Origin of the sequence: Sphingomonas sp. A2-49 (assembly GCF_025548555.1) — a bacterium.
Taxonomy (GTDB): Bacteria; Pseudomonadota; Alphaproteobacteria; order Sphingomonadales; family Sphingomonadaceae; genus Sphingomonas.
This window is the reverse complement of record NZ_JAJLPA010000001.1, coordinates 535,540-561,709: the sequence shown is the minus strand read 5'-3', so window position 1 is coordinate 561,709 and position 26,170 is coordinate 535,540. Positions and strand designations below refer to the sequence as shown.

At 68.7% G+C, this 26,170-nt stretch carries 28 protein-coding genes and 1 tRNA gene; 9 read left to right on the top strand and 20 right to left on the bottom strand.

Annotated features, from left to right (window positions below; translation table 11 throughout):
- Positions 1-267 precede the first annotated feature (267 nt).
- The 6 genes from LPN01_RS02680 to LPN01_RS02655 form a co-directional block, all read right to left on the bottom strand.
- Positions 268-343: transfer RNA gene (locus LPN01_RS02680), tRNA-Lys, on the bottom strand.
- Between the two features lie 118 nt (positions 344-461).
- Complete coding sequence (rodA, locus tag LPN01_RS02675; protein ID WP_262826798.1) at positions 462-1,568, bottom strand: rod shape-determining protein RodA; 1,107 nt, start codon at positions 1,566-1,568, stop codon at positions 462-464.
- Positions 1,565-3,661 (bottom strand): penicillin-binding protein 2, encoded by a 2,097-nt coding sequence (gene mrdA, locus LPN01_RS02670; RefSeq protein WP_262827053.1) that lies wholly within the window; start codon positions 3,659-3,661, stop codon positions 1,565-1,567. Before mrdA ends, rodA begins: the two co-directional genes overlap by 4 nt.
- Positions 3,661-4,185 carry a rod shape-determining protein MreD gene (locus tag LPN01_RS02665; protein ID WP_262826797.1) on the bottom strand — a complete coding sequence of 175 codons (525 nt, stop codon included), beginning with the start codon at positions 4,183-4,185 and terminating at the stop codon, positions 3,661-3,663. The genes mrdA and LPN01_RS02665 overlap by 1 nt, the downstream gene beginning before the upstream one ends.
- A 4-nt stretch (positions 4,186-4,189) precedes the next feature.
- Entirely contained in the window at positions 4,190-5,068 is an 879-nt protein-coding gene (gene mreC / locus LPN01_RS02660) for a rod shape-determining protein MreC (protein ID WP_262826796.1), read from the bottom strand.
- A gap of 38 nt (positions 5,069-5,106) precedes the next feature.
- Positions 5,107-6,153, bottom strand: coding sequence for a rod shape-determining protein (locus tag LPN01_RS02655; protein WP_277998318.1), 1,047 nt, complete (start codon positions 6,151-6,153; stop codon positions 5,107-5,109).
- Positions 6,154-6,284: 131 nt separating this feature from the next.
- Here LPN01_RS02655 and mutL point away from each other — a divergent pair, with 131 nt between their 5' ends.
- Entirely contained in the window at positions 6,285-8,075 is a 1,791-nt protein-coding gene (gene mutL, locus LPN01_RS02650) for a DNA mismatch repair endonuclease MutL (protein WP_262826795.1), read from the top strand.
- Here mutL and LPN01_RS02645 read toward each other — a convergent pair.
- The 5 genes from LPN01_RS02645 to LPN01_RS02625 form a co-directional block, all read right to left on the bottom strand.
- Positions 7,984-8,451, bottom strand: coding sequence for an STAS/SEC14 domain-containing protein (locus LPN01_RS02645; protein WP_262826794.1), 468 nt, complete (start codon positions 8,449-8,451; stop codon positions 7,984-7,986). The genes mutL and LPN01_RS02645 overlap by 92 nt on opposite strands.
- A gap of 305 nt (positions 8,452-8,756) precedes the next feature.
- On the bottom strand, positions 8,757-9,350 hold the full coding sequence (gene rplI, locus LPN01_RS02640) for a 50S ribosomal protein L9 (RefSeq protein ID WP_262826793.1): 594 nt from the start codon (positions 9,348-9,350) through the stop codon (positions 8,757-8,759).
- 11 nt (positions 9,351-9,361) lie between these two features.
- On the bottom strand, positions 9,362-9,586 hold the full coding sequence (gene rpsR / locus LPN01_RS02635; protein WP_007403456.1) for a 30S ribosomal protein S18: 225 nt from the start codon (positions 9,584-9,586) through the stop codon (positions 9,362-9,364).
- Positions 9,586-10,026 (bottom strand): 30S ribosomal protein S6, encoded by a 441-nt coding sequence (rpsF, locus tag LPN01_RS02630; protein WP_262826792.1) that lies wholly within the window; start codon positions 10,024-10,026, stop codon positions 9,586-9,588. Before rpsF ends, rpsR begins: the two co-directional genes overlap by 1 nt.
- 155 nt (positions 10,027-10,181) lie before the next feature.
- On the bottom strand, positions 10,182-10,544 hold the full coding sequence (locus LPN01_RS02625; RefSeq protein WP_262826791.1) for an RcnB family protein: 363 nt from the start codon (positions 10,542-10,544) through the stop codon (positions 10,182-10,184).
- A gap of 194 nt (positions 10,545-10,738) precedes the next feature.
- Here LPN01_RS02625 and fabD point away from each other — a divergent pair, with 194 nt between their 5' ends.
- The 6 genes from fabD (at position 10,739) to mltG (ending at position 15,685) form a co-directional block, all read left to right on the top strand.
- The gene (gene fabD, locus LPN01_RS02620; RefSeq protein ID WP_262826790.1) at positions 10,739-11,698 is read left to right on the top strand and encodes an ACP S-malonyltransferase; all 960 of its coding nucleotides are present in this window, start codon (positions 10,739-10,741) and stop codon (positions 11,696-11,698) included.
- A gap of 67 nt (positions 11,699-11,765) precedes the next feature.
- Entirely contained in the window at positions 11,766-12,188 is a 423-nt protein-coding gene (locus tag LPN01_RS02615) for a GxxExxY protein (RefSeq protein ID WP_262826789.1), read from the top strand.
- A 15-nt stretch (positions 12,189-12,203) separates the two neighbouring features.
- Positions 12,204-12,944 (top strand): 3-oxoacyl-[acyl-carrier-protein] reductase, encoded by a 741-nt coding sequence (fabG, locus tag LPN01_RS02610; protein ID WP_262826788.1) that lies wholly within the window; start codon positions 12,204-12,206, stop codon positions 12,942-12,944.
- A 115-nt stretch (positions 12,945-13,059) separates the two neighbouring features.
- Positions 13,060-13,296, top strand: coding sequence for an acyl carrier protein (locus tag LPN01_RS02605; RefSeq protein ID WP_017979028.1), 237 nt, complete (start codon positions 13,060-13,062; stop codon positions 13,294-13,296).
- 156 nt (positions 13,297-13,452) lie between these two features.
- Positions 13,453-14,712, top strand: a complete 1,260-nt coding sequence (gene fabF / locus LPN01_RS02600; RefSeq protein WP_262826787.1) for a beta-ketoacyl-ACP synthase II — start codon at positions 13,453-13,455, stop codon at positions 14,710-14,712.
- A gap of 4 nt (positions 14,713-14,716) precedes the next feature.
- Complete coding sequence (gene mltG, locus LPN01_RS02595) at positions 14,717-15,685, top strand: endolytic transglycosylase MltG (protein ID WP_262826786.1); 969 nt, start codon at positions 14,717-14,719, stop codon at positions 15,683-15,685.
- 3 nt (positions 15,686-15,688) lie between these two features.
- Here mltG and LPN01_RS02590 read toward each other — a convergent pair whose 3' ends face one another.
- From LPN01_RS02590 to LPN01_RS02550, 9 genes are all read right to left on the bottom strand, one after another.
- Positions 15,689-16,105, bottom strand: coding sequence for a hypothetical protein (locus LPN01_RS02590; protein ID WP_262826785.1), 417 nt, complete (start codon positions 16,103-16,105; stop codon positions 15,689-15,691).
- 71 nt (positions 16,106-16,176) lie between these two features.
- On the bottom strand, positions 16,177-16,782 hold the full coding sequence (eda, locus tag LPN01_RS02585) for a bifunctional 4-hydroxy-2-oxoglutarate aldolase/2-dehydro-3-deoxy-phosphogluconate aldolase (RefSeq protein ID WP_262826784.1): 606 nt from the start codon (positions 16,780-16,782) through the stop codon (positions 16,177-16,179).
- Between the two features lie 13 nt (positions 16,783-16,795).
- The gene (gene glk, locus LPN01_RS02580) at positions 16,796-17,761 is read right to left on the bottom strand and encodes a glucokinase (RefSeq protein ID WP_262826783.1); all 966 of its coding nucleotides are present in this window, start codon (positions 17,759-17,761) and stop codon (positions 16,796-16,798) included.
- 123 nt (positions 17,762-17,884) lie between these two features.
- Positions 17,885-19,696 carry a phosphogluconate dehydratase gene (gene edd, locus LPN01_RS02575; RefSeq protein ID WP_262826782.1) on the bottom strand — a complete coding sequence of 604 codons (1,812 nt, stop codon included), beginning with the start codon at positions 19,694-19,696 and terminating at the stop codon, positions 17,885-17,887.
- A 40-nt stretch (positions 19,697-19,736) separates the two neighbouring features.
- Positions 19,737-20,441 carry a 6-phosphogluconolactonase gene (gene pgl / locus LPN01_RS02570; protein ID WP_262826781.1) on the bottom strand — a complete coding sequence of 235 codons (705 nt, stop codon included), beginning with the start codon at positions 20,439-20,441 and terminating at the stop codon, positions 19,737-19,739.
- Positions 20,442-20,689: 248 nt separating this feature from the next.
- Positions 20,690-22,153 carry a glucose-6-phosphate dehydrogenase gene (zwf, locus tag LPN01_RS02565; RefSeq protein ID WP_262826780.1) on the bottom strand — a complete coding sequence of 488 codons (1,464 nt, stop codon included), beginning with the start codon at positions 22,151-22,153 and terminating at the stop codon, positions 20,690-20,692.
- A 15-nt stretch (positions 22,154-22,168) separates the two neighbouring features.
- Entirely contained in the window at positions 22,169-23,098 is a 930-nt protein-coding gene (gene argC / locus LPN01_RS02560; protein ID WP_262826779.1) for an N-acetyl-gamma-glutamyl-phosphate reductase, read from the bottom strand.
- Complete coding sequence (locus tag LPN01_RS02555; RefSeq protein ID WP_262826778.1) at positions 23,095-23,502, bottom strand: SH3 domain-containing protein; 408 nt, start codon at positions 23,500-23,502, stop codon at positions 23,095-23,097. Before LPN01_RS02555 ends, argC begins: the two co-directional genes overlap by 4 nt.
- Complete coding sequence (locus tag LPN01_RS02550) at positions 23,438-23,758, bottom strand: MarR family transcriptional regulator (RefSeq protein WP_262826777.1); 321 nt, start codon at positions 23,756-23,758, stop codon at positions 23,438-23,440. Before LPN01_RS02550 ends, LPN01_RS02555 begins: the two co-directional genes overlap by 65 nt.
- Before the next feature lie 234 nt (positions 23,759-23,992).
- Here LPN01_RS02550 and secG point away from each other — a divergent pair, with 234 nt between their 5' ends.
- Positions 23,993-24,337: a preprotein translocase subunit SecG gene (secG, locus tag LPN01_RS02545; RefSeq protein ID WP_262826776.1), complete on the top strand. Its 345-nt coding sequence runs from the start codon at positions 23,993-23,995 to the stop codon at positions 24,335-24,337.
- Positions 24,338-24,426: 89 nt separating this feature from the next.
- Entirely contained in the window at positions 24,427-26,061 is a 1,635-nt protein-coding gene (locus tag LPN01_RS02540) for a CTP synthase (protein ID WP_262826775.1), read from the top strand.
- Positions 26,062-26,170: the final 109 nt, after the last annotated feature.

Genomic DNA, 26,170 nt, shown 5'->3' with positions numbered 1-26,170 from the left:
AGCCGCCGGCGAAGCGGACGGCTCCTGGAAGGGTCCCAATGGTTGGTTCAGTCGCTGGAGTTCGCTCTCTGCGGATCTCATCCGTGTTGTCGGAGGATCTGAGACGGATCGGAGTAGGAGCGTTTCCGCTCAGGCTGCGGGAGGCAAAGGCAATCACCGGTCCCGACCAGCGAGATGTGCAGTGACACCATACGTCGGGGTGATACCTAGCTTGTTACCTAGGCCCTTCTCCGATTAGGTTCGTAGTGGCCCAAGTCATTGAAAAAGTGGTGGACGCACTTGGGCTCGAACCAAGGACCCGCTGATTAAGAGTCAGCTGCTCTACCAACTGAGCTATGCGTCCATGACCGGCCTGGTATGTGGCGCTTTGGAGAGGCGCCGGCCCCGTCGGGAGGCGGCCAATTAGCAGTGGTTTCGGGGGATGCAAACCCTTTTTTGCGCCTGCGTGCGTTTTCGTGGCGTCAGCGGTTGGTGCTGCGATTCTGGCGATCGATGGACATCAGGATGCCCATGCACAGCAGCACCGTCATCTGCGCCGAACTGCCGAAACTGACGAGCGGCAACGGGATGCCGACGACCGGCGCGAGGCCCATCACCATCGACAGGTTGATCGCGACGTAGAAGAAGATCGTGGTGGCGAGCCCCGCCGCGGTCAGGCGCGTGAAGCGCGTCGTCGCCTGTTGCCCGACGTTGATCCCCCAGCGCGTGACCAGCAGGAACGCGAGGATCAGCAGGCAGCCGCCGATCAGCCCCCATTCCTCCGCCATCGTCGCGAAGACGAAGTCGGTGTGGCCTTCGGGCAGATAGTCGAGGTGGCTCTGCGTGCCGTTGAGGAAGCCCTTGCCCCAGACCCCGCCCGATCCGATCGCGATCTTGGACTGGCTGATGTGATAGCCGGTGCCCAGCGGATCGCTTTCCGGATCGAGGAAGATCAGCACGCGGTTGCGCTGATAGTCGTGGAGCAGGAAATTGACCGCGATCGGCGCCGCGATGGCGAGGCTCAGCGCGCCGCCGACGAACAGGCGCATCGGCACCCCCGCCAGGAACATCACGACCACGCCGCCGCCGCAGACCATCAGCGCGGTGCCGAGATCGGGCTGCTTCATGATGAGCGCGGCGGGGATGCCGATCAGCAGGCAGGCGGGCCAGATCGCACCGAAGCGCCGCGTCTCGTTGGGGGGCAGCATGTCGTAGAAGCGCGCGCAGGCGAGCACGATCGCCGGCTTCATGAATTCGGACGGCTGCAACCGGATGCCGACGTCGAGCCAGCGCTGGCTGCCGCCGCGCACGGCGCCGACCAGTTCGACGAGCACGAGCGCGACGACGATGACGGCATAGGTCGGCAGCGCCGCGGAACGCCACACGCGCACCGGCACGTAGGACAGCGCCAGCGCGGCACCGAGCAGCACGAAGAAGCGCACCCCCTGCGACAGCGCCCAGGGCTGTAGCGCCCCGCCTGCGGCGGAATAGAGCACGACCTGGCCGAAGACGCCGATCGCGACGAGCAGCGCGAGCACGCGCCAGGGCAGGCGCGCAATCGGTTCGGGGATGACGCCGCCGCGGTTCACGGCTCGCTCCGCTCGGTCGACCCGTCCTCGGCGATGCTGTTGCCGAGCGGGCTTTCGGGCGCGAGCGCGGCCTGCGTCCGATTGGCGAGATCGGTGGCGGCCTCCACCGCGTCCGAATCGCTGGGCACGACCCCGTCGGTCTTGGTGGCGATCGCAGCCGGTTGCGGCGTCTGCGCGGCGCGATAGGCGGCCTCTTGGGCCGCCATGCGCGTCGGTATGTCGCCGCCCCAGGTCGGCTCCACCTCCGCCAGGCTCTTCAGCGCGCGGTCGCGATCGAACAGCCAGGTCATGATGTCGCGGCCGATCATCGGCGTGTCGAGGTTGCGGACGGTATGGCCGTTGTGTTCCAGCACCACCGCGGCGGCATAGCGCGGATTGTCGGCCGGCGCGAAGCACACGAACAGCGCATGGTCGCGCAGCTTGAAGGGCAATTGGCCGTTCTTGAGCACGCCGCCGCGTCGTTCCGCCATGGTGATGCGGCGGACCTGCGCGGTGCCGGTCTTCGCCGCCAGGCTGACGCCCGGCACCAGCATCCGGGCCGCGCCGCCGGTGCCACCCTGATTGACGACGCCGTACATCGCGTCGCGGACGATCGCGAGATGTTCGGACGCGACCGGCAACGCGGGCGCGTCGAGCCGGACGCGGTCGGCGAGAAGGCTCGGCTGGAGCGCGCGACCGGACGCGAGCCGCGCCGCCATCACGGCGAGCTGCAACGGGTTGGCCAGCACATAGCCCTGGCCGATCGAGGCGTTGAGACCATCGGCGATGGTCCACTTGGTCTTGTATTTCCTGAGCTTCCAGGCCGAATCGGGCACCGTGCCGTAGCGCTGCGTCGCGAGCGGCAGGTCGAATTTCTCGCCCAGTCCGAGCATGCGCGCGATGGGGGCGAAGCGATCGTAGCCAAGGCGCCGGCTCATCTCGTAGAAGTAGATATCGCAGCTCTGCTCGATCGCGCCCTTGAGATCGAGCGGACCGTGGCCGCCGCGCTTGTGGCAGTGGAAGACACCGGTGCCGACGCGCATCGCGCCCGAACAGACGACGCGGTCGTGCGCGCCGACGCCGGCGGTGAGCAGCGCGAGGCCGTTCATCGGCTTGACGGTCGATCCGGGCGGATACAGCCCCTGCGTGACCTTGTTCATCAGCGGCACGTGATCGTCCTGCGACAACATCGCCCATTCGAGATGGCTGATCCCGTCGGAGAAGCTGTTGGGGTCGTAGGCGGGCATCGACACCATCGCCAGCATCTCGCCGGTGCGGCAGTCCATGACCACCGCGGAGCCCGAATTGGTGCCGATCCGTCGCGCGGCGTAATCCTGCAGGCCTGCGTCGATCGTCAGCCGCTGCGTCCGGCCCGGCACGTCGGCGCGGGTGGGCAGTTCGGCCACCACCTTACCGCGCGCGGTCACCTCGACCCGCTTGGCGCCGGGGGTGCCGCGGAGCGCCGTCTCGAGCTGCTTTTCCAGTCCGTCCTTGCCCATCTTGAAGCCGGGGGTGACGAGCAGCGGGTCGTGCGTCTTCTTATATTGTTCGGCATTGGCCGCGCCGACGTAGCCGGTCAGGTGCGCGACCGCAGCGCCCGCGGGATAATGGCGCGCGAAGCCGCGGGTCGGAGCGACGCCGGGCAGTTCGGGCTGGCGCAGACTGACCGCGGCGAACCGGTCCCAGCTGATATTTTCCGCGACCTGCACCGGCTGGAAGCCGGCGGCGCCCTTCAGGTCGATCTTGATCCGCTCGACCTCCTCGGGCGGCAGCGCGAGCAGGGCGGCGAGCAGGGCCAGCACATGGTCGCGACCGGCGTCGCCGCCTTCCAGCCGGTCGGGGATGATGTCGACGCGGAAATCGGTACGATTGTTCGCGATCGGCGCGCCGTGGCGATCGACGATCCAGCCGCGCCGTGGCGGGATCATCGTCAGGTTGACGCGATTGCTCTCGGCGAGAAGGTTGTATTTCTCGTTCTGCGCGATCGCCAGCCAGCCCATGCGGCCGGCGAGCATCACGCCGACCGCCGCCTGCGCCGTCCCCAGCAGCCAGGCACGGCGCGAGAAGCTGTACGTCTGCATCGCTTCGGTCACGATCCGGGGCGATCGCCGCATCATGCCGCCGGACCGCGCTTGCGGTCGATCCACGCGACGAGCCGCGCCGACAGGGGAAAGAGCATCACCGCGATCATGATCTGCGCCAATAGCACGGTATCGACGTGCGCGCCGATCGGCAGTGCGAGCCAGCGACCGACCGCGAGGCAGAAGGCGATGGCGCCGCTGGCGATCAGCCAGTCCTGCCAGAAATCGCGGAAGACCAGCCGTTGCTCGATCAGGTCGATGACGATGAAGCACACCGACCACAGCAGCACCGCCGACCCCAGCGGCTGGCCGCTGACCAGATCGTCGAACAGGCCGAGCGGCGCCGCCGCCCAGGGGCGCAGCGCGAACCGGGCGAGCAGCCGCCAGGTGAGCAGCAGGATCAGCCCGAACGGTGGCATCAGCGGCAGGCTGGCCACCACCGGGATCGCCGCGGTCAGCGCCGATCCGCCGAGCACGGTGACCCAGGGCAACGCGCGGGCGCGCCCCGGCGGCAGCGACGGCTCGAACGGCCGATAGTCGATCGTGCTCCGGTCCACCGGATCAGGGCGCGGCGGGACGGGGCGGGGGCGGCGCCGGCAGCGGCATGAACGGCCGCTCGACAAGCGCGAAATCGAGCGAATCGGGTGCCGCGAGCGGGATCGCGACGACGCTGTCGGAACCGTTGTGCTCGACCTTCGCCACCGGCACCCCCGGCGCATAGAGCCCGCCCGTGCCCGACGTCACGAACATGTCACCCGCGGCGAAGCGGACGTTGGTGGCGTTGACCGAACGAACGTCGACGCGGCCGTCGCCGCGTCCCGCGACGATGGCGGGCAGTCCGTCGCGGGTGCGGCGGACCGGCACCAGGCTTTCGGGATCGGTGACCAACAGTACGCGCGCCGCGATCGGGCCGGTTTCCAGCACCCGGCCGACGAGCCCGTCGGGCCCGCGCACCGGCATGCCCGGCCGGACGCCCTGGAGCCGGCCGGCGTTGAGCAGCGCGAAGCGGCGGCCGCTCGATGCGGTCGATCCGACGAGCCGCGCGCTCACCACCGCTTCGGGCGTGCGCTCGCGCACCGCGAGCAGCCCGCGCAGCCGGCGATTGTCGTACGCGATGATGCGGGCCCGGGTCAGCAGCGCGCGATTGCGCTTCACCTCGGCGCGCAGATCGGCATTCTCGCCATGGACGCGGAACCAGCCGCCGATCGCGTCGGGCACGGACCGCGCCACGCCGGCGATCGCGTCCAGTCCGGTCGCGACCGGGGCGGTGACGCTGGCGACGCCCATGCGCAGCGCGCTGAACGCGGGGGGATTGAACGTCGACACGACGATCAGCACCACGCCCACCACCGCGCCCGCCACCGCGAGCACGTAGCCGATAAACGCCGAATATTGCCGTCGCCGCGAAAAGCCCGTGCGACGGTCGCGGGCAGGCGCCATGCGCCGGTCCCTCCGTCTCTAGAGAAGCTGCGCCGTCATCAGCCGGTCTGGAGCACGCCCCGGAACATCGGATCCTCGAGCGCGCGACCGGTGCCCAGCGCGACGCAGGTCAGCGGATCCTCGGCGACGGTCACCGGCAGGCCGGTCTCGTCGCGCAGCACCTCGTCGAGCCCTTCGAGCAGGGCGCCGCCACCGGTCAGGACGATGCCCTGATCGACGATGTCGGCGGCGAGTTCGGGGGCGGTGTTCTCGAGCGCGACGCGCACGCCCTCGACGATCGTCGCCACCGGCTCGCTCAGCGCCTCGGCGATCTGGCCCTGGTTGATCTGGATCTCCTTGGGCACGCCGTTGACGAGGTCGCGGCCCTTGATGAAGATGATCTTGCCGATCCCGTCGGCGGGCGGGCGGGCGATGCCGACTTCCTGCTTGATCCGCTCGGCGGTCGCCTCGCCGATCAGCAGGTTGTGGTTGCGGCGGACGTAGCTGACGATCGCCTCGTCCATCTTGTCGCCGCCGACGCGGACGCTGGTGGTGTAGGCGAGACCGCGCAGCGACAGCACCGCGACCTCGGTCGTGCCGCCGCCGATGTCGACGACCATGCTGCCGATCGGCTCGGTGACGGGCATGTCGGCACCGATCGCGGCGGCCATCGGCTCCTCGATCAGATAGACCTGGCTGGCGCCGGCGTTGGAGGCGGCGTCACGGATCGCGCGCCGTTCGACCTTGGTCGATCCCGACGGCACGCAGATCACGATTTCCGGCCAGCGCGCGAACTTGCGCGGGCCGTGCACCTTGCGGATGAAGTGCTTTATCATCTCTTCGGCGACGTCGATGTCGGCGATGACGCCGTCGCGCAACGGACGGATCGCCTCGATCGACCCCGGCGTCTTGCCCATCATCAGCTTGGCGTCGTCGCCGACCGCCTTCACGCGCTTGACGCCGTTGATCGTCTCCACCGCGACCACCGACGGTTCGTTCAGCACGATGCCGCGACCGCGGACGTAGACCAGCGTGTTCGCGGTGCCGAGATCGATCGCCATGTCGTGCGACATGAACTTGAAGAAGCGGGGGAATGGAAATGCCATCGGGCGCTGGGTTCCGTTTTCGGGACGCAAAAAAGCTCCGCATGATCCGCCGCAGACCGTGTCGGCCATGAAGTTCGTCACGTAATGCGGAAGGCTCGCGGGATGCGTTCGCTTGGTATAGAGCTTGCGGCGTGTCAATACGCCGTCTTCCCGAACATCTCGTCAATCGTATCGCCGCCGGTGAAGTGGTGGAAAGGCCCGCCAGCGCGTTGAAGGAGCTGGTGGAGAATGCGATCGACGCGGGCGCGATTCGCATCGCCGTGACGCTGTCCGAAGGCGGGCTGTCGCGGGTCGAGGTGGCCGACGACGGCTGCGGCATGACGCCCGCCGACATGGCGCTGGCGCTCGAACGGCACGCGACCTCGAAGCTCCCCGAAACCCTCGTCGGGGACGAGGGGGCGATCGAGATGGTGGCGACGCTGGGCTTCCGCGGTGAGGCGCTGCCGTCGATCGCGAGCGTCGCGCGGCTGACCGTCGAATCGCGCGTGCGCGGCGCGGAGGGCTGGGCGCGGGTCGTCGACAACGGCGTGCTGGTGCGCGAGGGGCCGGCCGCGCTGCCGCCCGGCACGCGGGTGATCGTCGAGGATCTGTTCGGGCGGGTGCCGGCGCGCCGCAAGTTCCTGCGGTCGGCGCGCGCCGAATATGCCGCCTGCCTCGATGCGGTGCGGCGGCTGGCGATGGCCCGGCCCGACATCGCCTTCACGCTGCAGCATGACGGCCGGCGTGCGCTGGCGGCGGGGCAGGCGGAGGACCGGCCGGCGCGGGTCGCGGCGCTGACCGACCGCGCGCTCGCCGACAACGCCGTGCCGATCGACCTGGAACGCGACGGGCTGGTGCTGGGCGGGGTCGCCAGCATTCCCACCTACAATCGCGGGGTCGCGGATCACCAGTATCTGTTCGTCAACGGCCGGCCGGTCCGCGACCGCCTGCTGATGGGTGCGATCCGCGGCGCCTATGCAGAAATGCTGCCGCGCGATCGTCATGCCGTGGTGGCGCTGTTCCTCGACATGCCGCCGGGCGAGGTCGACGTGAACGTGCACCCGGCGAAGACCGAGGTGCGGTTCCGCGACCCCGCGCTGGTCCGCGGCCTGATCGTGTCGGGGCTGCGCCGCGCGCTCGACGCGGCCGGACATCGCAGCATGCAGCGGCCCGCCGAATCGGCGTTGCAGATGTGGCAGGCGGAGCCCGTCGCCGGCACCGCGGCGCCCGTCGCCTATCCGCCTGCGGCGGCACATCCGGCCGGGGGCGGCACGAGCCTGTTCGATCGCCGTCCGACCTTCCTCACCCCGCCACCTGCGGCACGCGCCGAACCGGCATGGGCGCCGCCGCCGCAGACCGGGGCGCACCCGCTCGGCGTCGCGCGCGGGCAGGTGGCCAGGACCTATATCGTCGCCGAGGCGGAGGACGGGCTGGTGCTCGTCGACCAGCATGCCGCGCACGAGCGGCTGGTACTGGAACGGATGCGGGCGGCGCTCGCCGGCGGCCGGGTCGCGGCGCAGGCGCTGCTGATCCCGGAGGTCGTCGAACTGGACGAGCCCGCCTGCGACCGGCTCGAAAGCCGCCTCTCCGAACTCGCCGAGCTGGGGCTGGAGCTGGAGCGTTTCGGGCCGGCGGCGATGCTGGTCCGGGCGACGCCGGCGCTATTGGGTCAGGCGGATCCGGCCGGGCTGGTCGGCGACCTGGCGGACGAACTCGCCGCGTTCGACCAGGCGTTGAGCCTGCGCGAGCGGCTCGATTCGGTGGCGGGGACGATGGCCTGTCACGGATCGGTGCGCGCCGGGCGCGTGCTCGGCGTCGCGGAAATGAACGCCTTGCTCCGCGAGATGGAGGTCACGCCGCACTCCGGCCAATGCAATCATGGTCGCCCGACGTGGGTGAAGCTGGCGCATGGGGATATAGAGAAACTGTTCGGCCGGCGCTGACCGCGCCGCCGCATAGCCAGGCCTCGGCGGCTTCCACCTCCTCGAAATAGCCGACGCTGACGCGTTCCGGATCCGAGATCCGGCGCGTTTGCGTCCGCGCAAGCGATGAGCCGAGCACGAACGCGATGCTGCGCGAGCGCAAGGATCGATCGCGCGCGATGCGGGCGAAGTCGGCGACGACCTGCTGGCTTTGGATGCGCATCCCGCTCGCGTCGCACAACGTCACGTGCCGGTTCCGCCCGCAGCGCAACTGCGATTGTGCCTGTCGCACCGCCCGTTCGAGCGCGACCACGTCGCTGGCCGTGAAGAATCCGGAGGCCGTGATCCGGATCAGATCCCGGTCCGGATCGGCGCGAACGTCATAATATGCTGACATGAAAGGTTCAATACGGACAAGATGTTACGTGTTTGTTAAGCGGCCCGGCCGGGCGTCGCCGCACCGATCCGTTCAGCGTACGGAAACCTTCGTCCCGGCCGCGCATTGAAACCTCGACAGCCACAGGATCGCCGGTGCCATGAAACAGATTTTCCCGATCGTCCTCGCCCTCATTCCGCTCGCCGCGGTCGTCGGCGCCTGCGTCGCCTGCCCCTGACGGCAAAGCCCGGTCGCCAGACGCAAAAAGGCCGCCCGGAGACGATCCGGGCGGCCTTTTTCGTGTCGGGCCGAAGCGGCGCGGGGGATCAGCCCTGCGCCGGCTCCTCGTCCGACTGCACTTCGGCGGTCGCGCCCGGCTCGGCGTTGGGATCGTAATCCTCGATGAAGCCGGCCTCGTCACGCTCGAACATCGACGCCATGACGTCCACGCCCGACGCCTGCATCTCGGCCTCCTCGGGCGAGCGGGCGACGTTGACCTTGACGGTCACCGCGACTTCCGGATGCAGCGCGACGCGGACGTCGTAGACGCCGATCGACTTGATCGGCTTGTCGAGGACGACCTGGTTCTTGGCGACCTTGTGACCGTCGGCGACCAGCGCCTCGACCAGATCGCGCACCGCGACCGAGCCGTACAGCTGGCCGGTGTTCGACGCCTGGCGGATCAGCGTGACCGACGCGTCCTTGAACGAACCCGCTTCCTTCTCGGCTTCGCCGCGACGGTTGGCGTTGTCCGATTCGATGCGGGCGCGGTTCGCCTCGAACACCTTGCGGTTGGCCTCGTTGGCGCGCAGCGCCTTCTTGTTCGGCAGCAGGAAGTTGCGGGCGAACCCGTCCTTCACCTTCACCACGTCGCCGATGGCGCCGAGCTTCTCGACGCGTTCCAGCAGAATAACGTCCATGTGTCCGTTCCTTACTTAACGACGTAGGGCAGCAGGCCCAGATGACGGGCGCGCTTGATGGCCTGGGCCAGCTCGCGCTGCTTCTTGGCGCTCACCGAGGTGATGCGCGACGGCACGATCTTGCCACGCTCGGACACGAAGCCCTGCAGCAGGCGCACGTCCTTATAGTCGATCCGGGGCGCATCCTTGGCGCTGAACGGGCAGGACTTGCGGCGGCGGAAAAACGGGCGAGCCATTATGCGGCCTCCTCTTCACGGTCACGACGGGGGCCACGGTCCGGACGATCGCCACGGTCGCCGCGCGGTCCGCCGTCACGGCCGCCCTCGCGATCGCCACGACGCTCGCGATCGCGCTCCTGCTTGCGCATCATCACGGTCGGACCCTCTTCCAGCTCATCGACCTTGACGGTCATGTAGCGGATCACGTCCTCGTTGATCTGGGTCTGGCGCTCCAGCTCGGCGATGACGGTGCCGGGACCGTCGATCTCGAGCATGACGTAATGCGCCTTGCGGTTCTTGGCGATGCGATAGGCGAGGCTGCGCAGGCCCCAGCTCTCGGTCTTGACGACCTTGCCGCCATTGTCTTCGATGATCTTGGTGGCGTTTTCCGCCAGCGCGTCCACCTGCGCCTGTGCCAGGTCCTGGCGCGCAAGGAACGTGTGCTCGTACAGAGCCATGCCTTGTCCTTCGTTGGCCGATCGCTGACGCCGCCCCATGCGACGCCCCTCCGGCTGTCTTCTCAGCAATAACGAACCGGGGCGGAGAGACTGGCTCTCCACCCCGGTTGCCGGCTCCTTATCGGGTCACCCCGAAAATGCAAGCCTCGCAGGCGTCAGCGGAACGAGCGCTGGATCACCCGGACGACCGTGCCGTTGTCGCGGACCAGGATCGCATCGTTGCCCGAACGCGCCCAATACTGGCCACGGCCCGGTGCGGCGAGGCGATAGGTGCGATAGTCGCGGACGACGCGATAGTTGGTGGCATAGCGGCGGTCGAAGCGCTGGCCGGTGCGCCATGCGCGCGGACCGTTGCGGTTGACGGTGGTCCGCTGCGTCACGACGGTGCGGCCGTTCGGGCGCTCCTTGACGGTGGTCACGGTGCGCTCGCGCTGGACCGGTGCGGCATCGGCGGCGGCGACCGCCATCGGGCCGGCGACCAGCGTGGCGGCGATCGCGCTCAGGATCGGCTTCTTCATGTTCGAACTCCCATTCGGTTACGGGCGCCGTTCGTGCGGCGTCGAGAACAGAGATAGGAGCGACATGTCGCACACCTCTTTCATCGATACCGGTAAACGGTCGCAAGGTGTCGCAACCCCGCAAGGTCCGTTCAGGTTGCGTGAGGGCCGCAGCGGTCCTAGGGGCGCGCTCCTGATATGAGAGGAGACGCGGGATGCGGGCATTCATCTTTCCGGGCCAGGGAAGCCAGGCGGTCGGCATGGGCAAGGCGCTGGCCGCGGCGAGCCCGGTCGCGCGCGAGGTGTTCGGCGAGGTCGACGAGGCGCTGGGGCAGCATCTGTTCCGGCTGATGGCCGATGGGCCCGCCGACGACCTGTTACTGACCGAGAATGCGCAGCCCGCGATCATGGCCAATGCGATCGCGACGCTGCGCGTGCTGGAGCGAGAGGGCGGCGTGCGGCTGGCGGACAAGGCGGACTATGTCGCCGGCCACAGCCTGGGCGAATATAGCGCGCTGTGCGCGGCGGGGGCGTTCGACCTCGCCACCACCGCGCGGCTGCTGCGGCTGCGCGGGCAGGCGATGCAGGCGGCGGTGCCGGTCGGCGAGGGTGCGATGGCGGCGCTGCTGGGCGCGGACCTCGACAGGGCGCGGACGATCGCCGGCGCCGCGGTCGATTCGATCCTGGCGGAGGGCGGCGAGCAGCTGGTGTGCACCGTCGCCAACGACAACGATCCGTCTCAGGTGGTGATCTCCGGCCACCGCCTCGCGATCGAGCGCGCGGTGGCGCTGGCGAAGGAGCTCGGCGCGAAGCGGGCGGTCCTGCTGCCGGTGTCGGCGCCGTTCCACTGCCCGCTGATGCAGCCCGCCGCCGACGCGATGGACGCGGCACTGGCCGAGGCCCGCATCGCCGCGCCGCTCGTGCCGGTATTCGCCAACGTCGATGCCGTCGCCATCGCCGACCCCGGCGCGATCCGCGTCGCGCTGGTGCAGCAGGTCACCGGCATGGTCCGCTGGCGCGAATCGGTGCTGGCGATGGTCGACGCGGGCGTGACCGAGTTCGTCGAGTTCGGCGGCAAGGTCCTCGCCCCCATGGTCAAGCGCATCGCCCCCGACGTCGCCGCCACGAGCGTCGTGACGATGGACGACATCGAGGATTTGCTTAAGAGGGTGTGATGGTCACGCGAGGGCGGGCGGAAGTATTTTAGCGCGCGGAGGCGCAGAGAGCGCAGAGGAAGGCAGCGTGCGGGATATCGATGCGATCAGCGGCGATGTCCTTGATGTCGCTCTTCGCCTGCATCGCGACCTAGGGCCGGGCCTTCTTGAAAGCGTCTATGAAGCCGTCCTGGCGAAGCGGTTGGGCCAGATGGGCTATTCCGTGGCACGGCAGCAACCCGTCGATATCGAATTCGAGGGCGTCCGTATCGCTGGCGCGTTCAGGATCGATCTCATCGTCGATTCGCGATTGATCGTGGAGATCAAGTCGGTCGAGCGCTTGCTGCCGGTCCATGCCAAACAGTTGCTCACCTATCTGCGATTGACGGCGCAGCCCGTGGGGCTGCTCATCAACTTTGGCGGTGAAACACTCAAGGAAGGCGTCCGACGGCTGGTCAACAACTACCGCCCCTCTGCGTCCTCTGCGCCTCTGCGCGAACAATCTAGCTGAATGGGAGAGTTAACGATGTTCGATCTTACAGGCATGACCGCGCTCGTGACGGGTGCTTCGGGCGGTATCGGGTCCGCGATCGCGACCGCGCTGGCGGGGCAGGGGGCGCGGCTCGCGGTGTCGGGGAGCAATGCGGGGAAGCTCGAGGCGTTCCGGGCCGGGCTGGGCGGCGATCATGTCGCGGTGCCGTGCGACCTGTCGGATGCGGCCGCGGTGGACGCGCTGGTACCGCAGGCGGTGGCGGCGCTGGGCGGGCGGATCGACATCCTCGTCAACAACGCCGGCGTCACCCGCGACAATCTCGCGATGCGGATGAAGGACGACGAATGGGACCAGGTGATCCGCGTCAACCTGGAGGCCGCGTTCCGGCTGGTCCGCGCCGCCGCCAAGCCGATGATGAAGCAGCGCTTCGGCCGCGTCGTCTCGATCACCTCGGTCGTCGGGCAGACGGGCAACCCCGGCCAGGCGAACTATGCCGCGTCGAAGGCGGGGCTGGTCGGTATGTCCAAGGCGCTGGCGCAGGAGCTCGCCAGCCGCAACATCACGGTCAATTGCGTCGCCCCCGGCTTCATCCGCTCGGCGATGACCGGCGGCCTGCCGGAGGCGCAGAAAGCCGCGCTGCTCGGCCGGATTCCCGCGGGCGACCTGGGCACGGGGGAGGACATCGCCGCCGCCGTCGTCTATCTGGCCAGCCGGGAAGCGGGGTATGTCACCGGACAGACCTTGCACGTCAACGGCGGCATGGCCATGATCTAGGGCGTTCGGGACGGCCGCCGTGCCGACCCTTAACAGACGCTTGCCACCCGAACCCGCCCGTTCTACGGGCGGTCGGGAACAACAAACACCCCCCAACGTGAAGAGGGACTATACCATGAGCGAGACCGCCGACCGCGTGAAGAAGATCGTCGTCGAGCATCTCGGCGTCGAAGCCGACAAGGTGACCGAGGACGCGAGCTTCATCGACGACCTGGGCGCCGACAGCCTCGACATCGTCGAGCTCGTCATGGCGTTCGAGGAAGAATTCGGGGTCGAGATCCCCGACGATGCCGCCGAGAAGATCACGACCGTGAAGGACGCGATCACCTATATCGACGAGCACAAGGCCTAAATCCTGGGGCTTGGCTCGCGCCTTGCCCGTGCCCGTCAGGGCCGGATTCGAACGGCTCCCCGTCCCCGGGCTAAGAGGGCGGGGGGCCGTTTTTCGTAAAGGCCACCCCCGGCATCGGCGGGTGGCGGCGTGTTTGGACTGGATGGAGTGAAGGGTATGCGGCGCGTTGTCGTAACCGGATTGGGCCTCGTGACGCCGCTCGGTGCGGACGTCGAGACGGCCTGGGCCAATATCATCGCGAGCAAGTCGGGGGCGGGCACGATAACCCGTTTCGACGCGACCGATTTCCATTCGAACTATGCCTGCGAAGTGAAGCCGGCGGGTCACGAATATGGCTTCGACGCGTCGCGGCGCGTCGACCACAAGATCCAGCGCCAGGTCGATCCGTTCATCGTCTACGGCATCGACGCCGCCGGACAGGCGCTCGAGGATGCGGGCCTGACCGACATGAGCGAGGCGGAGCGGTTCCGCGCCGGCTGCTCGATCGGTTCGGGCATCGGCGGCCTGCCGGGGATCGAGAGCGAATCGCTCGTGCTCGCCGCCAAGGGCCCCAAGCGCGTCAGCCCGCACTTCGTCCACGGCCGCCTCATCAACCTGATCTCGGGACAGGTTTCGATCAAATACGGCCTGATGGGGCCCAACCATGCGGTCGTCACCGCCTGTTCGACCGGCGCGCATTCGATCGGCGATGCCGCGCGGATGATCGCGATGGACGATGCCGACGTCATGCTCGCGGGCGGCGCCGAGAGCACGGTCTGCCCGATCGGCATCGCCGGCTTCGGCCAGGCCCGCGCATTGTCGACCGGTTTCCGCGACGAGCCGTGGCGCGCGAGCCGGCCGTGGGACAAGGACCGCGACGGCTTCGTGATGGGCGAGGGCGCGGGCGTCGTCTGCCTCGAGGAATATGAGCGGGCCAAGGCGCGCGGCGCCACCATCTATGCCGAGGTGATCGGCTACGGCCTGTCGGGCGACGCCTATCACGTCACCGCGCCGCATCCCGAAGGGTCGGGGGCGTTCCGGTCGATGGAGATGGCGCTGCGCAAGTCGGGGCTGGCGCTGGAAGACATCGACTATGTCAACGCGCACGGCACCTCGACGCCGCTCGGCGACGAGCTGGAACTGGGCGCGGTGCGGCGGCTGTTCGGCAGCGCGCTGGAGGGCGTGTCGATGTCGTCGACCAAATCGGCGATCGGGCATCTGCTCGGCGGTGCCGGCGCGGTCGAATCGATCTTCTGCATCCTCGCGATGCGCGACGGGATCGTGCCGCCGACGCTCAACCTCGACAATCCGAGCGACAATTGCGTCGGCGTCGACCTGGTGCCGCATGTCGCCAAGAAGCGGTCGGTAAAGGCCGTGCTGAACAATTCGTTCGGCTTCGGCGGGACCAATGCGTCGCTGGTGATGAAGGCGGTCTGAGCCGGTGCGCAGGGTCGGTTGCATCGGCGCGGCGATCGGCCTCGTCGCGCTGGTCGCGGCGTTCCTCGTCTTTCAGGGCTGGGGCGGCAGCGGCCCGGCACCGCGCGCGCTGACCGTGCAGGTGGCGGAGGGCAGCAGCCTTGCCGCCGCCGCCCGCGCGCTGGAACAGGCGGGGGCGATCCGGTCCGCCAACCGGTTCCGCATGCTGGCGCGCGTGTTCGGCTCGGGCGAGGCGATCAAGGCGGGCGAATATCGCATCCCGCCGCACGCCAGCCCCGCCGACATCCTGAAGATGCTCCAGGGCGGCAAGGTGCTGCAACGGCTGGTCGTGGTGCCGGAGGGCTATCCGTCGGTCATGGTCCACGATGCGCTGGCCAAGGCGGACGGGCTGACCGGGACGGCGCCCGTGCCGGCCGAGGGATCGGTGCTGCCCGACAGTTATGCGTTCCAGCGCGGCGATACGCGTGCGGCGATCGTCGCGCGGATGCAGGCGGCGATGCGGACGTATCTCGCCAAGGCATGGAAGGCGCGCAAGCCGGGGATCGCGGTGACGACGCCCGAACAGGCGATCGTCCTCGCCTCGATCGTCGAGAAGGAAACCGGCAAGCCGTCCGAACGACGCACCGTCGCGGCGGTCTATGGCAACCGGCTGCGCAACGGCATGCCGTTGCAGGCGGATCCGACCGTGATCTACCCGATCACCAGGGGGCGCCCGCTCGGCCGCCGCATCCTGCGCTCCGAATTGCAGGCCAGGAACGGCTACAACACCTATGCTGAGGCGGGCCTGCCCATCGGGCCGATCGCCAACCCGGGGCGCGCGTCGATCGACGCCGTGCTCGACCCCGCGTCATCGAAGGCGCTGTATTTCGTTGCGGACGGCACCGGCGGGCACGTTTTCGCCGACACGCTGGCCGAGCATAACGCCAACGTGCGCAAATGGTACGCCATCCGCCGCCAGCGCGGCGAGATGTGATCGTCAGCCGCGTCTGAGCCAGGCGAGTGCCGCGTTGCGATCGGTGAAGATCGCGAACATCTCGCCCCCGATCAGCCGCTGGATCTGGAATTTCGCCAGAATGGTGGCGAACACGATGCCGACCCGATCCGCAGGGTCGGCGAGCGCCATCGTCCGGCTGCGGATCTGCATCGCGACGACCGGCGACTGGACCCGCGTCGTTTCGAGCAGCGCCCGCACGGTGCCCGTCGTCCGGCGTATCCGTGCATGGACGGGCGTCAGCGCCGCAAAGAAACCCTCGACGTCCGCGGCATCGAGGACGCCGTCGATCCGCAGGGACAGGATGCCATCGTCCGTCACGCTGACCGTATAGGGTGCGGGCGACGGCGACGCGTGCGTGTCGTCCGTCCGCATCCATCCATAGCTGTTGCTTGCTCTCATTCCCGGCCATCTAGGCGGAAACGGTTAAGCGACAATGTCGTGAACGGACCGATCGTGCCGATGTGCGGGTATCAGCCGCGCAATGCCGCCGCGGCGCGCGCCTTTGCCTCCACCTCCGCCATCGTGCCGCCGGTCACCCAGCTGCCGCCGACGCACAGGACCGGGTCGAACGCCAGCCAGGCGGGGGCGGACGCTTCGGTGATCCCGCCGGTCGGACAGAAGCGGCACTGGTAGAAGGGGGCGGCGAGCGCCTTCAGCGCCTTCAGCCCGCCCGACGTCTCGGCGGGGAAGAACTTGAAGTGCGTCAGCCCGAGGTCGAGGCCGCGCATGATGTCGCCCGCGGTCGCGGTGCCGGGCAGGTAGGCGACGCCCGCGTCGAGGATGGGGCGCGCGAGCCGTTCGGTGAGGCCCGGCGAGACGATGAATTCGACGCCGGCGTCGATCACCGCCTTCGCCTGCGCCTCGTTGACGACGGTCCCGGCGCCGACGATCGCGCCGGGCACGCGCTTCATCTCGGCGATCGCCTCCATCGCGGCAGGGGTGCGCAGCGTCACCTCCAGCACGCGCAGGCCGCCGGCGACCAGCGCCTCGGCGAGCGGGCGCGCGGTGGCGGCGTCGTCGATCACCAGCACCGGGATGACGGCGCTGGTCTGCATGATGGTGGCGATGTCTGTCATGCGCTATTCTACCTTATGCGTGTTCTTGGGCGAAGGCGGCCGCGGCGCCGAACAGGCCGGGCTGCGGATGGGTGATGAGCTTGACCGGGATACCGGCCATCAGCGTCTGGAAGCGCCCCTTGGCGACGAAGCGCTGGTCGAACCCCGATCGGATCAGCTTGTCCTTGATCCTGAGGCCGAGGCCGCCAGCGATCACCACCGCCTTGGCGCCGTGCGCGAGCGCAAGGTCGCCGGCGACCGCGCCCAGCGCCAGGCAGAAGCGGTCGAGCGCGGCGAGCGCGATCGAATCGGTGCCCTCGATCGCCTCGGTCCAGATGGTCTTGTCGTCGCGGCTGGGCACCGCGCGGCCCTCCATCTCGGCGAGCGTCTCGTAGATCGCGACGATGCCGGGCCCGGAGCAGATCCGCTCCGACGACACGCGCGTGAACGACCGGCGCAGCCGCTTGACGAAGGCATCCTCGATTCCGTCGAGCGGCGCGTAATCGACATGCCCGCCCTCGGTCGGCAGCACGTGATAGCCGCCGCCGGTCTTGAACACCTGCGCGACGCCTAGCCCCGTACCGGGGCCGCAGACGGTGGTGACCCCCTGCGTCGGCAGCGGCGTGTCGGGGCCGCAGAGGTGTTCGAAATCCTCCGCCGGCAGCTGCGCGACGGCATGGCCCACCGCGCCGAAATCGTTGATGACGGTGTAGACGTCGGCACCCAGCCGCTCGGGGATCAGCGACGGGCGGATCACCCAGGGATTGTTGGTCAGCCGGATGATGTCGCCGGTGATCGGCGACGCGACCGAGATCGCCGCCGCCTTCGGCAGGGGGGCGGCGTGGATCGTCGCGAAATGCTGCCACGCGGTCTGGAGGCTGGCATGTTCGGCGGTCTTCAGCGTCACCGGCTCGCCGAGCGAGACGACACGGCCGCCCTCGACCTCGGCGATGGCGAAGCGGGCGTGGGTGCCGCCGATGTCTACGCTGACCAATTGCATGCTATTCCCCTCTCGTCGTTTCGCGCCCGCCCTCACCCTGTCGCCGGCTTCGCCGTCTCTTCCCTCTCCCGGTGGGAGAGGGAGGGAGGCGCGCAGCGCCGGAAGGGTGAGGGTGCGGCGCCCTTATAATCCCGCCGCCGCCAGCATCCCCGATGCACCCTTTTCCGCCTCGTCCGCCAGACCGCGGAACATGCCGAACAGTTCGCGGCCCATGCCCGTCGCCGCGCCCGGCGCGTCGCACAGCGGCCGCTCGAGCCATTCGGCGGCATCGACCAGCGCGTCGAGCCTGCCGTTGACCGCATCGACCCGGATGACGTCGCCGTCGCGGATCTTGCCGATCGCGCCGTTGCCCAGCGCCTCGGGCGAGCAATGGATCGCACAGGGCACCTTGCCGCTCGCCCCCGACATCCGGCCGTCGGTGACCAGCGCCACCTTGAAGCCGCGGTTCTGGAGCACGCCGAGCGGCGGGGTCAGCTTGTGCAGTTCGGGCATGCCGTTCGCACGCGGCCCTTGGAAGCGGACGACGACGACGACGTCGCGGTCCAGCTCGCCGCGCTTGAACGCCTCGATCACGTCGAGCTGGTCGTGGAAGACCAGCGCCGGTGCCTCGATCACCCAGCGATCGCGATCGACGGCGGACACCTTGATGCACGACCGGCCGATATTGCCCGCCAGGATGCGCATGCCGCCGTCGGGCGAGAAGGCCTCGGCGACGGGGCGCAGGATCGTGGTATCGCCGCTGTCGCCGACCGGTTCCCAGTCGAGCGTGTCGTCGACGATCGCGGGCTTGCGCGCATAGGCGGCGAGGCTGTCGCCGCTGACCGTGGTGATGTCGCCGTGCAGCAGGCCGGCGGACAGCAATTCCCGGATCACGAAGGGCATGCCGCCCGCCGCCTCGAACGCGTTCACGTCGGCCGAACCGTTGGGATAGACGCGCGCGATCAGCGGCACCGCGCGGCTGAGGCGATCGAAATCCTCCCAGTCGATGACGATGCCCGCCGCGCGCGCGATCGCGGGCACGTGAAGCAAATGATTGGTCGACCCACCGGTCGCCAGCAGCCCGACCGCGGCGTTGACGATCGCCCGTTCGTCGACGCACAGCCCGAGTGGTCGGTAATCCTGCCCGCGCCACCCGATTTCAGCGAGCCGGTGGACCGCGGCGCGGGTCAGTTCCTGACGCAGCTTGGTCCCCGGATTGACGAAGGCGGCGCCGGGCATGTGCAGGCCCATCACCTCCATCATCATCTGGTTGGTGTTGGCGGTGCCGTAGAAGGTGCAGGTGCCCTTGCCGTGATAGGCCTGGATTTCCGCGTCGAGCAGTTCCTCGCGGCCCGCCTTGCCCTCGGCATAGGCCTCGCGCACCGCCGCCTTCGCCTTGTTGGCGAGGCCCGACGGCATCGGCCCGCCGGGAATCAGCACCATCGGCAGATGGCCGAAGCGCAGCGCGCCCATCAGCAGCCCCGGCACGATCTTGTCGCAGATGCCGAGCAGCGCCGCGCCCTCGAACGTGCCGTGGCTGAGCGCGATCGCGGTGCTGAGCGCGATCGTGTCGCGGCTGAACAGCGACAGTTCCATGCCGGGATAGCCCTGCGTCACCCCGTCGCACATCGCCGGCACGCCGCCCGCCACCTGCGCGGTGGCGCCGGCTTCGCGCGCCCAGACCTTCATCAGTTCGGGATAGCGGTAATAGACCGCATGCGCGCTCAGCATGTCGTTATAGGCGGTGACGATACCGATGTTCATCGCCTGTCCGGCGCGCATCGTGTCGCGATCCTCCTCGGTCCCGGCATAGGCATGGGCGAGGTTGGCACAGCCGAGCTGCGGCCGCCGCGCGCCGGTGTCGCGCTCGCGCGCGATCAGCGCCAGATAGGCGTCGCGACTGTCCTTCGATCGCGAGACGATGCGGTCGGTGACGGCGGAGACTTCGGGATGCATGGCGCGGGGTCCTGGGGAGGGAGCGTTGGGGCCGGCGGCGTCAGGGCGCCCAGTGGATGTCGACGGGCAGTTCCGCGTCGGCGAGCACGCGGCCGATCGGATAGGGCGACGACGGCCCCTCCGAAATCGCCTGTTCGAGCACCTTGCGCTTGTCCGCCCCGGTCAGCGCGATCATCAGCGCCCGTGCGGTAACGATGCCCTGCCGCGACAGCGTGACGCGCGCGACCGGCGCCTCGGGCGGCAGCGGATCGGGCATCACGCCCAGCATGCGGCGCTCCTTCGGGCCGTTCAGCGCCTCGTCGAAGTCGGGGCCGGGGAAGATCGAGGCCGTGTGCCCGTCGCCACCCATGCCGAGCAGGCACAGGTCGAGCGGCCAGTGGAGGTCCTGCATCAGTGCGTCCGCCGACCGGCCCGCGCTCTTATAGTCGGCGTTCGCCTGCGGCACGACCGGGATCACCCGCGCGCCCTTGGGGATGAACAGCTTACCGAGCTGCGTCACGTTCGACAGCGGGTCGCCCAGCGGCACGATCCGCTCGTCGCCGGGGACGATCGTCACCCGCTTCCAGTCGAGCTTGGCGGCGGCGAGCTTCTGATAGGCGGGGAAGGGGGTCTTGCCGCCGGCCAGCGCCACCACGGCCGAACCGCGCGCGTCGATCGCGCTTTCGATGACGAACTGGATGTCGCCGGCGATGGCGTCCGCGAGCTCGCCCGCGTCGTCATATTCCCACCATTCGATCTCGGTCATGGGTCAAGCCTCTTCATATCGGCGCGGGCCCGCTTAGCGGAGCGACACGCGCAAGGTAAGTGTCCCCGCATACGTATGGGGGACAGAATAGTGCGTCAGGCGCGATATTGTCATCCAACCACGCCGTCATCCCCGCGAAGGCGGGGATCCATAACCCATGACCTAACGCTGGAGCCGCAGGGTCGCCCGGTATGGATTCCCGCCCTCGCGGGAATGACGGCGTGCGAAAAATTTAGGGCGCTCGAACATCAATCGTCCTGCCAGGTCACCCCGTCGCGCTCGGTCAGCCCGATCGCCCCTGCCGGGCCCCAGGTGCCGGCGGTGTAATGCTTGGGTTTGGTCTGGTTCGCGTCCCAGCCGGCGCGGATCGCGTCGATCCAGGTCCACTGCGCCTCCACCTCGTCGCGGCGCACGAACAGCGTCTGGTCGCCCTCGATCAGGTCGAGCAGCAACCGCTCATAGGCGATGCGGCGGCGCGATCCGGCGAATTCGGCGTCCATGCTGAGGTTCAGCGGCACCTCGCGCAGGCGGACGCCCTCGCGGTCGAGCCCGGGCTCCTTGGTCATCACCAGCAGCTGGACATATTCTTCCGGTTGCAGGCGGATGACGAGCGTATTGGGCTGGAGCAGGCCGCCGCGCCCCGAGAACATCGAATGCGGTACGGGCTTGAACTGGATCGCGATCTCGCTGCGCCGCTTCGCCATCCGCTTGCCGGTGCGCAGGTAGAAGGGCACGCCCTGCCAGCGCCAATTGTCGATGTGCGCCTTGATCGCGACGAAGGTTTCGACGTTGCTGTCATAGCCCAGTTCGTCGTCATAGCCCTTGACGACCTTGCCGCCGACCGCGCCCTCTTCATACTGGCCGGTGACGGTGCATTGCGGCGATTGTTCCGGCGTGATCTTGCGCAGCGAGCGGAACACCTTGGCCTTTTCGTCGCGGATCGCGGTGCCGTCGTACAGCGCCGGCGGCTCCATCGCGATCAGCGCGACGAGCTGGAGCATATGATTGGCGACCATGTCGCGCAGCGCGCCCGCGCCCTCGTAATAGCCGGCGCGATCCTCCAGCCCGACCGTCTCGGCGATCGTGATCTGGATGTTGTCGATCCCCTGCGCGTTCCAGATCGGCTCGAACATGGAATTGCCGAAGCGCAGCGCCAGGATGTTCTGTACCGTCTCCTTGCCCAGATAATGGTCGATCCGGAACGTGCGATCCTCCGGGAAGGCGGCGGCGACGGTGTCGTTGATCTCCTTCGAGGAAGCGAGGTCGTAGCCGAGCGGCTTTTCGAGCGCGATCCGCACCGACGGGCCGGTCAGGCCGACCTTTTCGAGGCCCTGCACCGCCGATTCGAACAGCGACGGCGCGGTCGACAGATAGATGGCGAGGCCGCCGGCGATGTCGCCGATCTTTTCGGCCAGCGGCCGGAAGCTGTCGGGATCGGACAGGTCCGCGGGCTGGAACTGGATGCGCTGCATGAAGGTGCCGAGCGCACCTTCGTCCTTGCGGTCGTCGGGCAGGAATTCCTCGAGCGCCTTCTTGACGACGTCGCGATAGCCGTCGTCGTCCATGTCGCCGCGCGCCGAGCCGGTGATGGTCAGCCCGTCCGGCAACAGGCCGTCGGCGTGCAGGCCGTACAGCGAGGGCAGCAACATGCGCTTGGCGAGGTCACCGGTCGCTCCGAACAGGAGCAGTTTGCCGACGGGATTGCGCTGCATGACGATCCTTCGATCTTAGAGGACGAGGCCGGCGAGCGGATCGAGCCCGGCCATGATGTTGAGATTCTGCACGGCGGCGCCGCCGGCACCCTTGCCGAGGTTGTCGAGCGTCGCGACCAGCCGGACGTGACCGCTGTCGGCATTGCCGCACACGCGCAGCGTCATGCGGTCGGTGCCGGCATTCTCCTCGATCGCGATCGTGGCGGCATCGCCGGGCGCGACCGAGACGAGCGCGCTGTCGGCATAAGCGGCGGCGAGCGTGTCCTCGATCCGCGCGATCTCCGGCCGGCCCGGCAGCTGCCGGAGGGCCAGCGGCACCTCGCCGAGCATGCCCCGATTGAGCCGCGCGACCGCGGGCGCGAAGACGGGCGGATGCGCGAGCCCCGCATGCGCCTGCATCTCCGGCAAATGCTTGTGGGCAAGCCCGAGCGCGTAGGCGCGAAACGCCGTGTCGGTGCCGCCTCCCTCGAATTCGGCGATCATCGCCTTGCCGCCGCCCGAATAGCCCGAGGTGGCATTGTACGTCAGCGGCCAGTCCGCCGGCACCAGCCCGGCGCGGACGAGCGGCGCGACGAGCGCGAGGAAGGCGGTGGGATAGCAGCCGGGGTTCGACACCAGCCGGGCGGTGGCGATCCGCTCCGCCTGGCCCGCGCCGAGTTCGGGAAAACCGTAGGTCCAGCCCGCGGCGACGCGGTGCGCGGACGAGGCGTCGATGATCCGCGTCGTGCCGCCGGCGACCAGCGCCGCCGCCTCGCGCGCGGCGTCGTCGGGAAGGCAGAGGATCGCGATGTCGGCGTCGTTGAGCGCCTCGGCGCGTGCCGCCGGATCCTTGCGGCGTGCCTCGTCGAGCGCGATCAGCGCGATGTCGCCGCGTCCGCCCAGCCGCTCCCGGATGTCGATACCGGTGGTGCCGACGGCGCCGTCGATGAAGACCAAGACGCTCATGCCGCGTCCGCCGCTGGTGGCGCGTCGGGCAGCGGTGCCGCCTTGTCGAGCGCGGTGCGGTCGACATAGCCGACCGGACCCGATCCCGTCACCATGCCCCAGGCATGGTTGCCCGCCAGCTCCAGCACATCGAACGATGCACCCTCGGCAAGGTCCGCGATCGGATCGGCCAGGTTGCGATCGGCGAAGACGGACACCGCCCTGATCGCTACCGCGGGCATCGGCGCCGCATAATGCGGCGCGAAGACGCGATCGGCGAGGCGCACGTCGGCGAGATCGCCGCGCACGGCGTCCATCCGCGGGTCGAGCGTGATCGAGGGGCCGGTGAGCGCGAACGCCCTACGCGAGGGCTGGCTGGCGCTGTCCAGCGTCGCCTTCGCCGAGGAATTGCCCGAACTCTTCAAGAAACTCTGCCCCTTCGGAAGTACGCGCGACGAAGATGTTGCGCTTGTCGCTGTCGTCGCGTTGCCGGCGCAGATAGCCGAGCGCACCCAGCCTGTTCAAGGCGCGCGTGACGACGGGCTTCGACACGTTGAGCGCCCGCGCCAGCCCGCGCACCGTATGGGGGCCGGGATTGAGGTAGACGAGGAGGAGCAGCGCCATCTGACGATTGGTCAGGTCGGGCTCCCCCGACCGCACATAGTCGACGAGGGCGCTCATCCAGGTAGCAAGCGATTGCGCGGCTGTACCCACGATCAAATTTCCGTTTCTGCACCGATTTCGGGGCTTTGTTTCGCGGTCATAACGCCCCCGCGCGACGCGAGTTTCGTGAATATTCATAAACGGTCCGATTCCGCTGCGCTGCACCCTGAACGCCGCGTCGGACCGCGGACGGTTGATCGCCGGACCCCGCTCGCCTATGTGCGCGCCTTCATCCGAAACCCAAGGCCATCGATGTTCACCTTCCTCCTCGTCGTTCATGCCATCATCGCCGCGGCGCTCGTGACGGTGATCCTGATGCAGAAGTCGGAGGGTGGTGGCCTCGGCATGGGCGGCAGCCCGTCGGGCCTGATGTCGGCGCGCGGCGCGGCGGACTTCCTGACGCGGGCGACGTCGGTCCTGGCGACGGTGTTCGTCTGCATGTCGATCGCCCTCGCGTTCATCGCGGCGCACCGTCAGTCGCAGACGATCGACACCTCGCTCGCCCGCACGCCCCCGGCCGCGGCGCCGCTCGCGCCGGCGCAGGATGCGGTGCCGAACGCGCCCGCCGACAACGGCTCGGTCCCGCTTCAGCGCTAAGCCGCTACACCGTTTATCGTAAATCGCGCGCGGGTGGCCCCCGCGCGCTCTTGTCGTTCGACCCCTTAACACGCTAGGCGATTTCTCCCATGGCGCGGTACATCTTCATCACCGGCGGCGTGGTCTCGTCGCTCGGCAAGGGCCTCATGGCGGCCTCCCTCGCGGCCCTGTTGCAGGCGCGCGGCTATCGCGTCCGCATCCGCAAGTTCGATCCCTATCTGAACGTCGATCCCGGCACCATGAGCCCGTATCAGCACGGCGAGGTCTATGTGACCGACGACGGCGCGGAGACGGACCTCGACCTCGGCCATTACGAACGCTTCACCGGGGTGGCGAGTCGCCAGTCGGACAACGTGACGTCGGGCCGGATCTACAAGACGATCATCGAGCGCGAACGGCGCGGCGACTATCTCGGCGCGACGGTGCAGGTGATCCCGCACGTCACCGACGCGATCAAGGCGTTCGCGCGCGCCGAGACGGACGATCTCGACTTCGTGCTGTGCGAGATCGGCGGCACCGTCGGCGACATCGAATCGCTGCCGTTCATCGAGGCGATCCGCCAACTGAAGAACGAGGTCGGCCGCGGCAACGCGATCAGCATCCACGTGACGCTGGTCCCCTATATCGCCGCCGCGGGCGAGCTGAAGACCAAGCCGACGCAGCATTCGGTGCGCGAACTCGCCGCGCTGGGCGTGCAGCCCGACGTGCTGGTGTGCCGCTGTGAACATCCGCTGCCGCCGTCGGATCGCGCCAAGATCGCGCTGTTCTGCAACGTCCCCGAAACCGCGGTGATCCCGGCGCTCGACGCCAAGAGCATCTATGCCGTGCCGCTGCAATATCACGGCGAGGGCCTCGATTCGGAAGTGCTGCGCGCGTTCGGCATCACGCCGTCGTCCGCGCCCGACCTGTCGCGCTGGACCGACATCATGGACCGTCTGACCAACCCGGAGGGCGAGGTGACGGTCGGCGTCGTCGGCAAATATGTCGGCCTGCAGGACGCGTACAAGTCGCTGAACGAGGCGCTGGTGCATGGCGGCATCGCCAACCGGGTCAAGGTCAACGTCCGCTGGATCGATGCCGAGATTTTCGAGAACGACGGCGGCGAGATCGTCAGCCAGCTGGAACCGTGCGACGCGATCCTCGTTCCCGGCGCGTTCGGCGAACGCGGCGCGGAGGGCAAGATCAAGGCGGTCAGGTTCGCGCGCGAGCGCGAGATCCCCTATTTCGGCATTTGCTTTGGCATGCAGATGGCGTGCGTCGAGGGCGCGCGCGACACCGCCGGCATCGCGCAGGCGTCGTCGACCGAATTCGGCCCGACCGACGAACCGGTCGTCGGCCTCATCACCGAATGGATGGGGCGCGACGGCCTCGAGAAGCGCGAGGAGCAGGGTGACCTGGGCGGCACGATGCGGCTCGGCGCCTATGAGGCGGCGCTCGACGGCAACAGCGTCGTCGCCTCGATCTACGGCGGCACGACGATCCACGAGCGCCATCGTCACCGCTACGAGGTCAATACCGGCTACAAGGACGCGCTGGAAAAGGGCGGGCTGGTCTTCAGCGGCATGTCGCCCGACGGCACGCTGCCCGAGATCGTCGAGCGGCCTGACCACCCCTGGTTCGTCGGCGTCCAGTTCCATCCCGAGCTCAAGAGCAAGCCGTTCGACCCGCATCCGCTGTTCGCGAGCTTCATCCAGGCGGCGTTGACGAAGAGCCGGCTGGTCTGACGTCATCGGCGGTTGCGCTGCTAGCGGCTGGCGGGTCTTGTGCGGCGCGTCGGTCGCGCGCTATCATGTCCGTTATGGCGACACCCCTACCCAATGCCATGGCACGGCC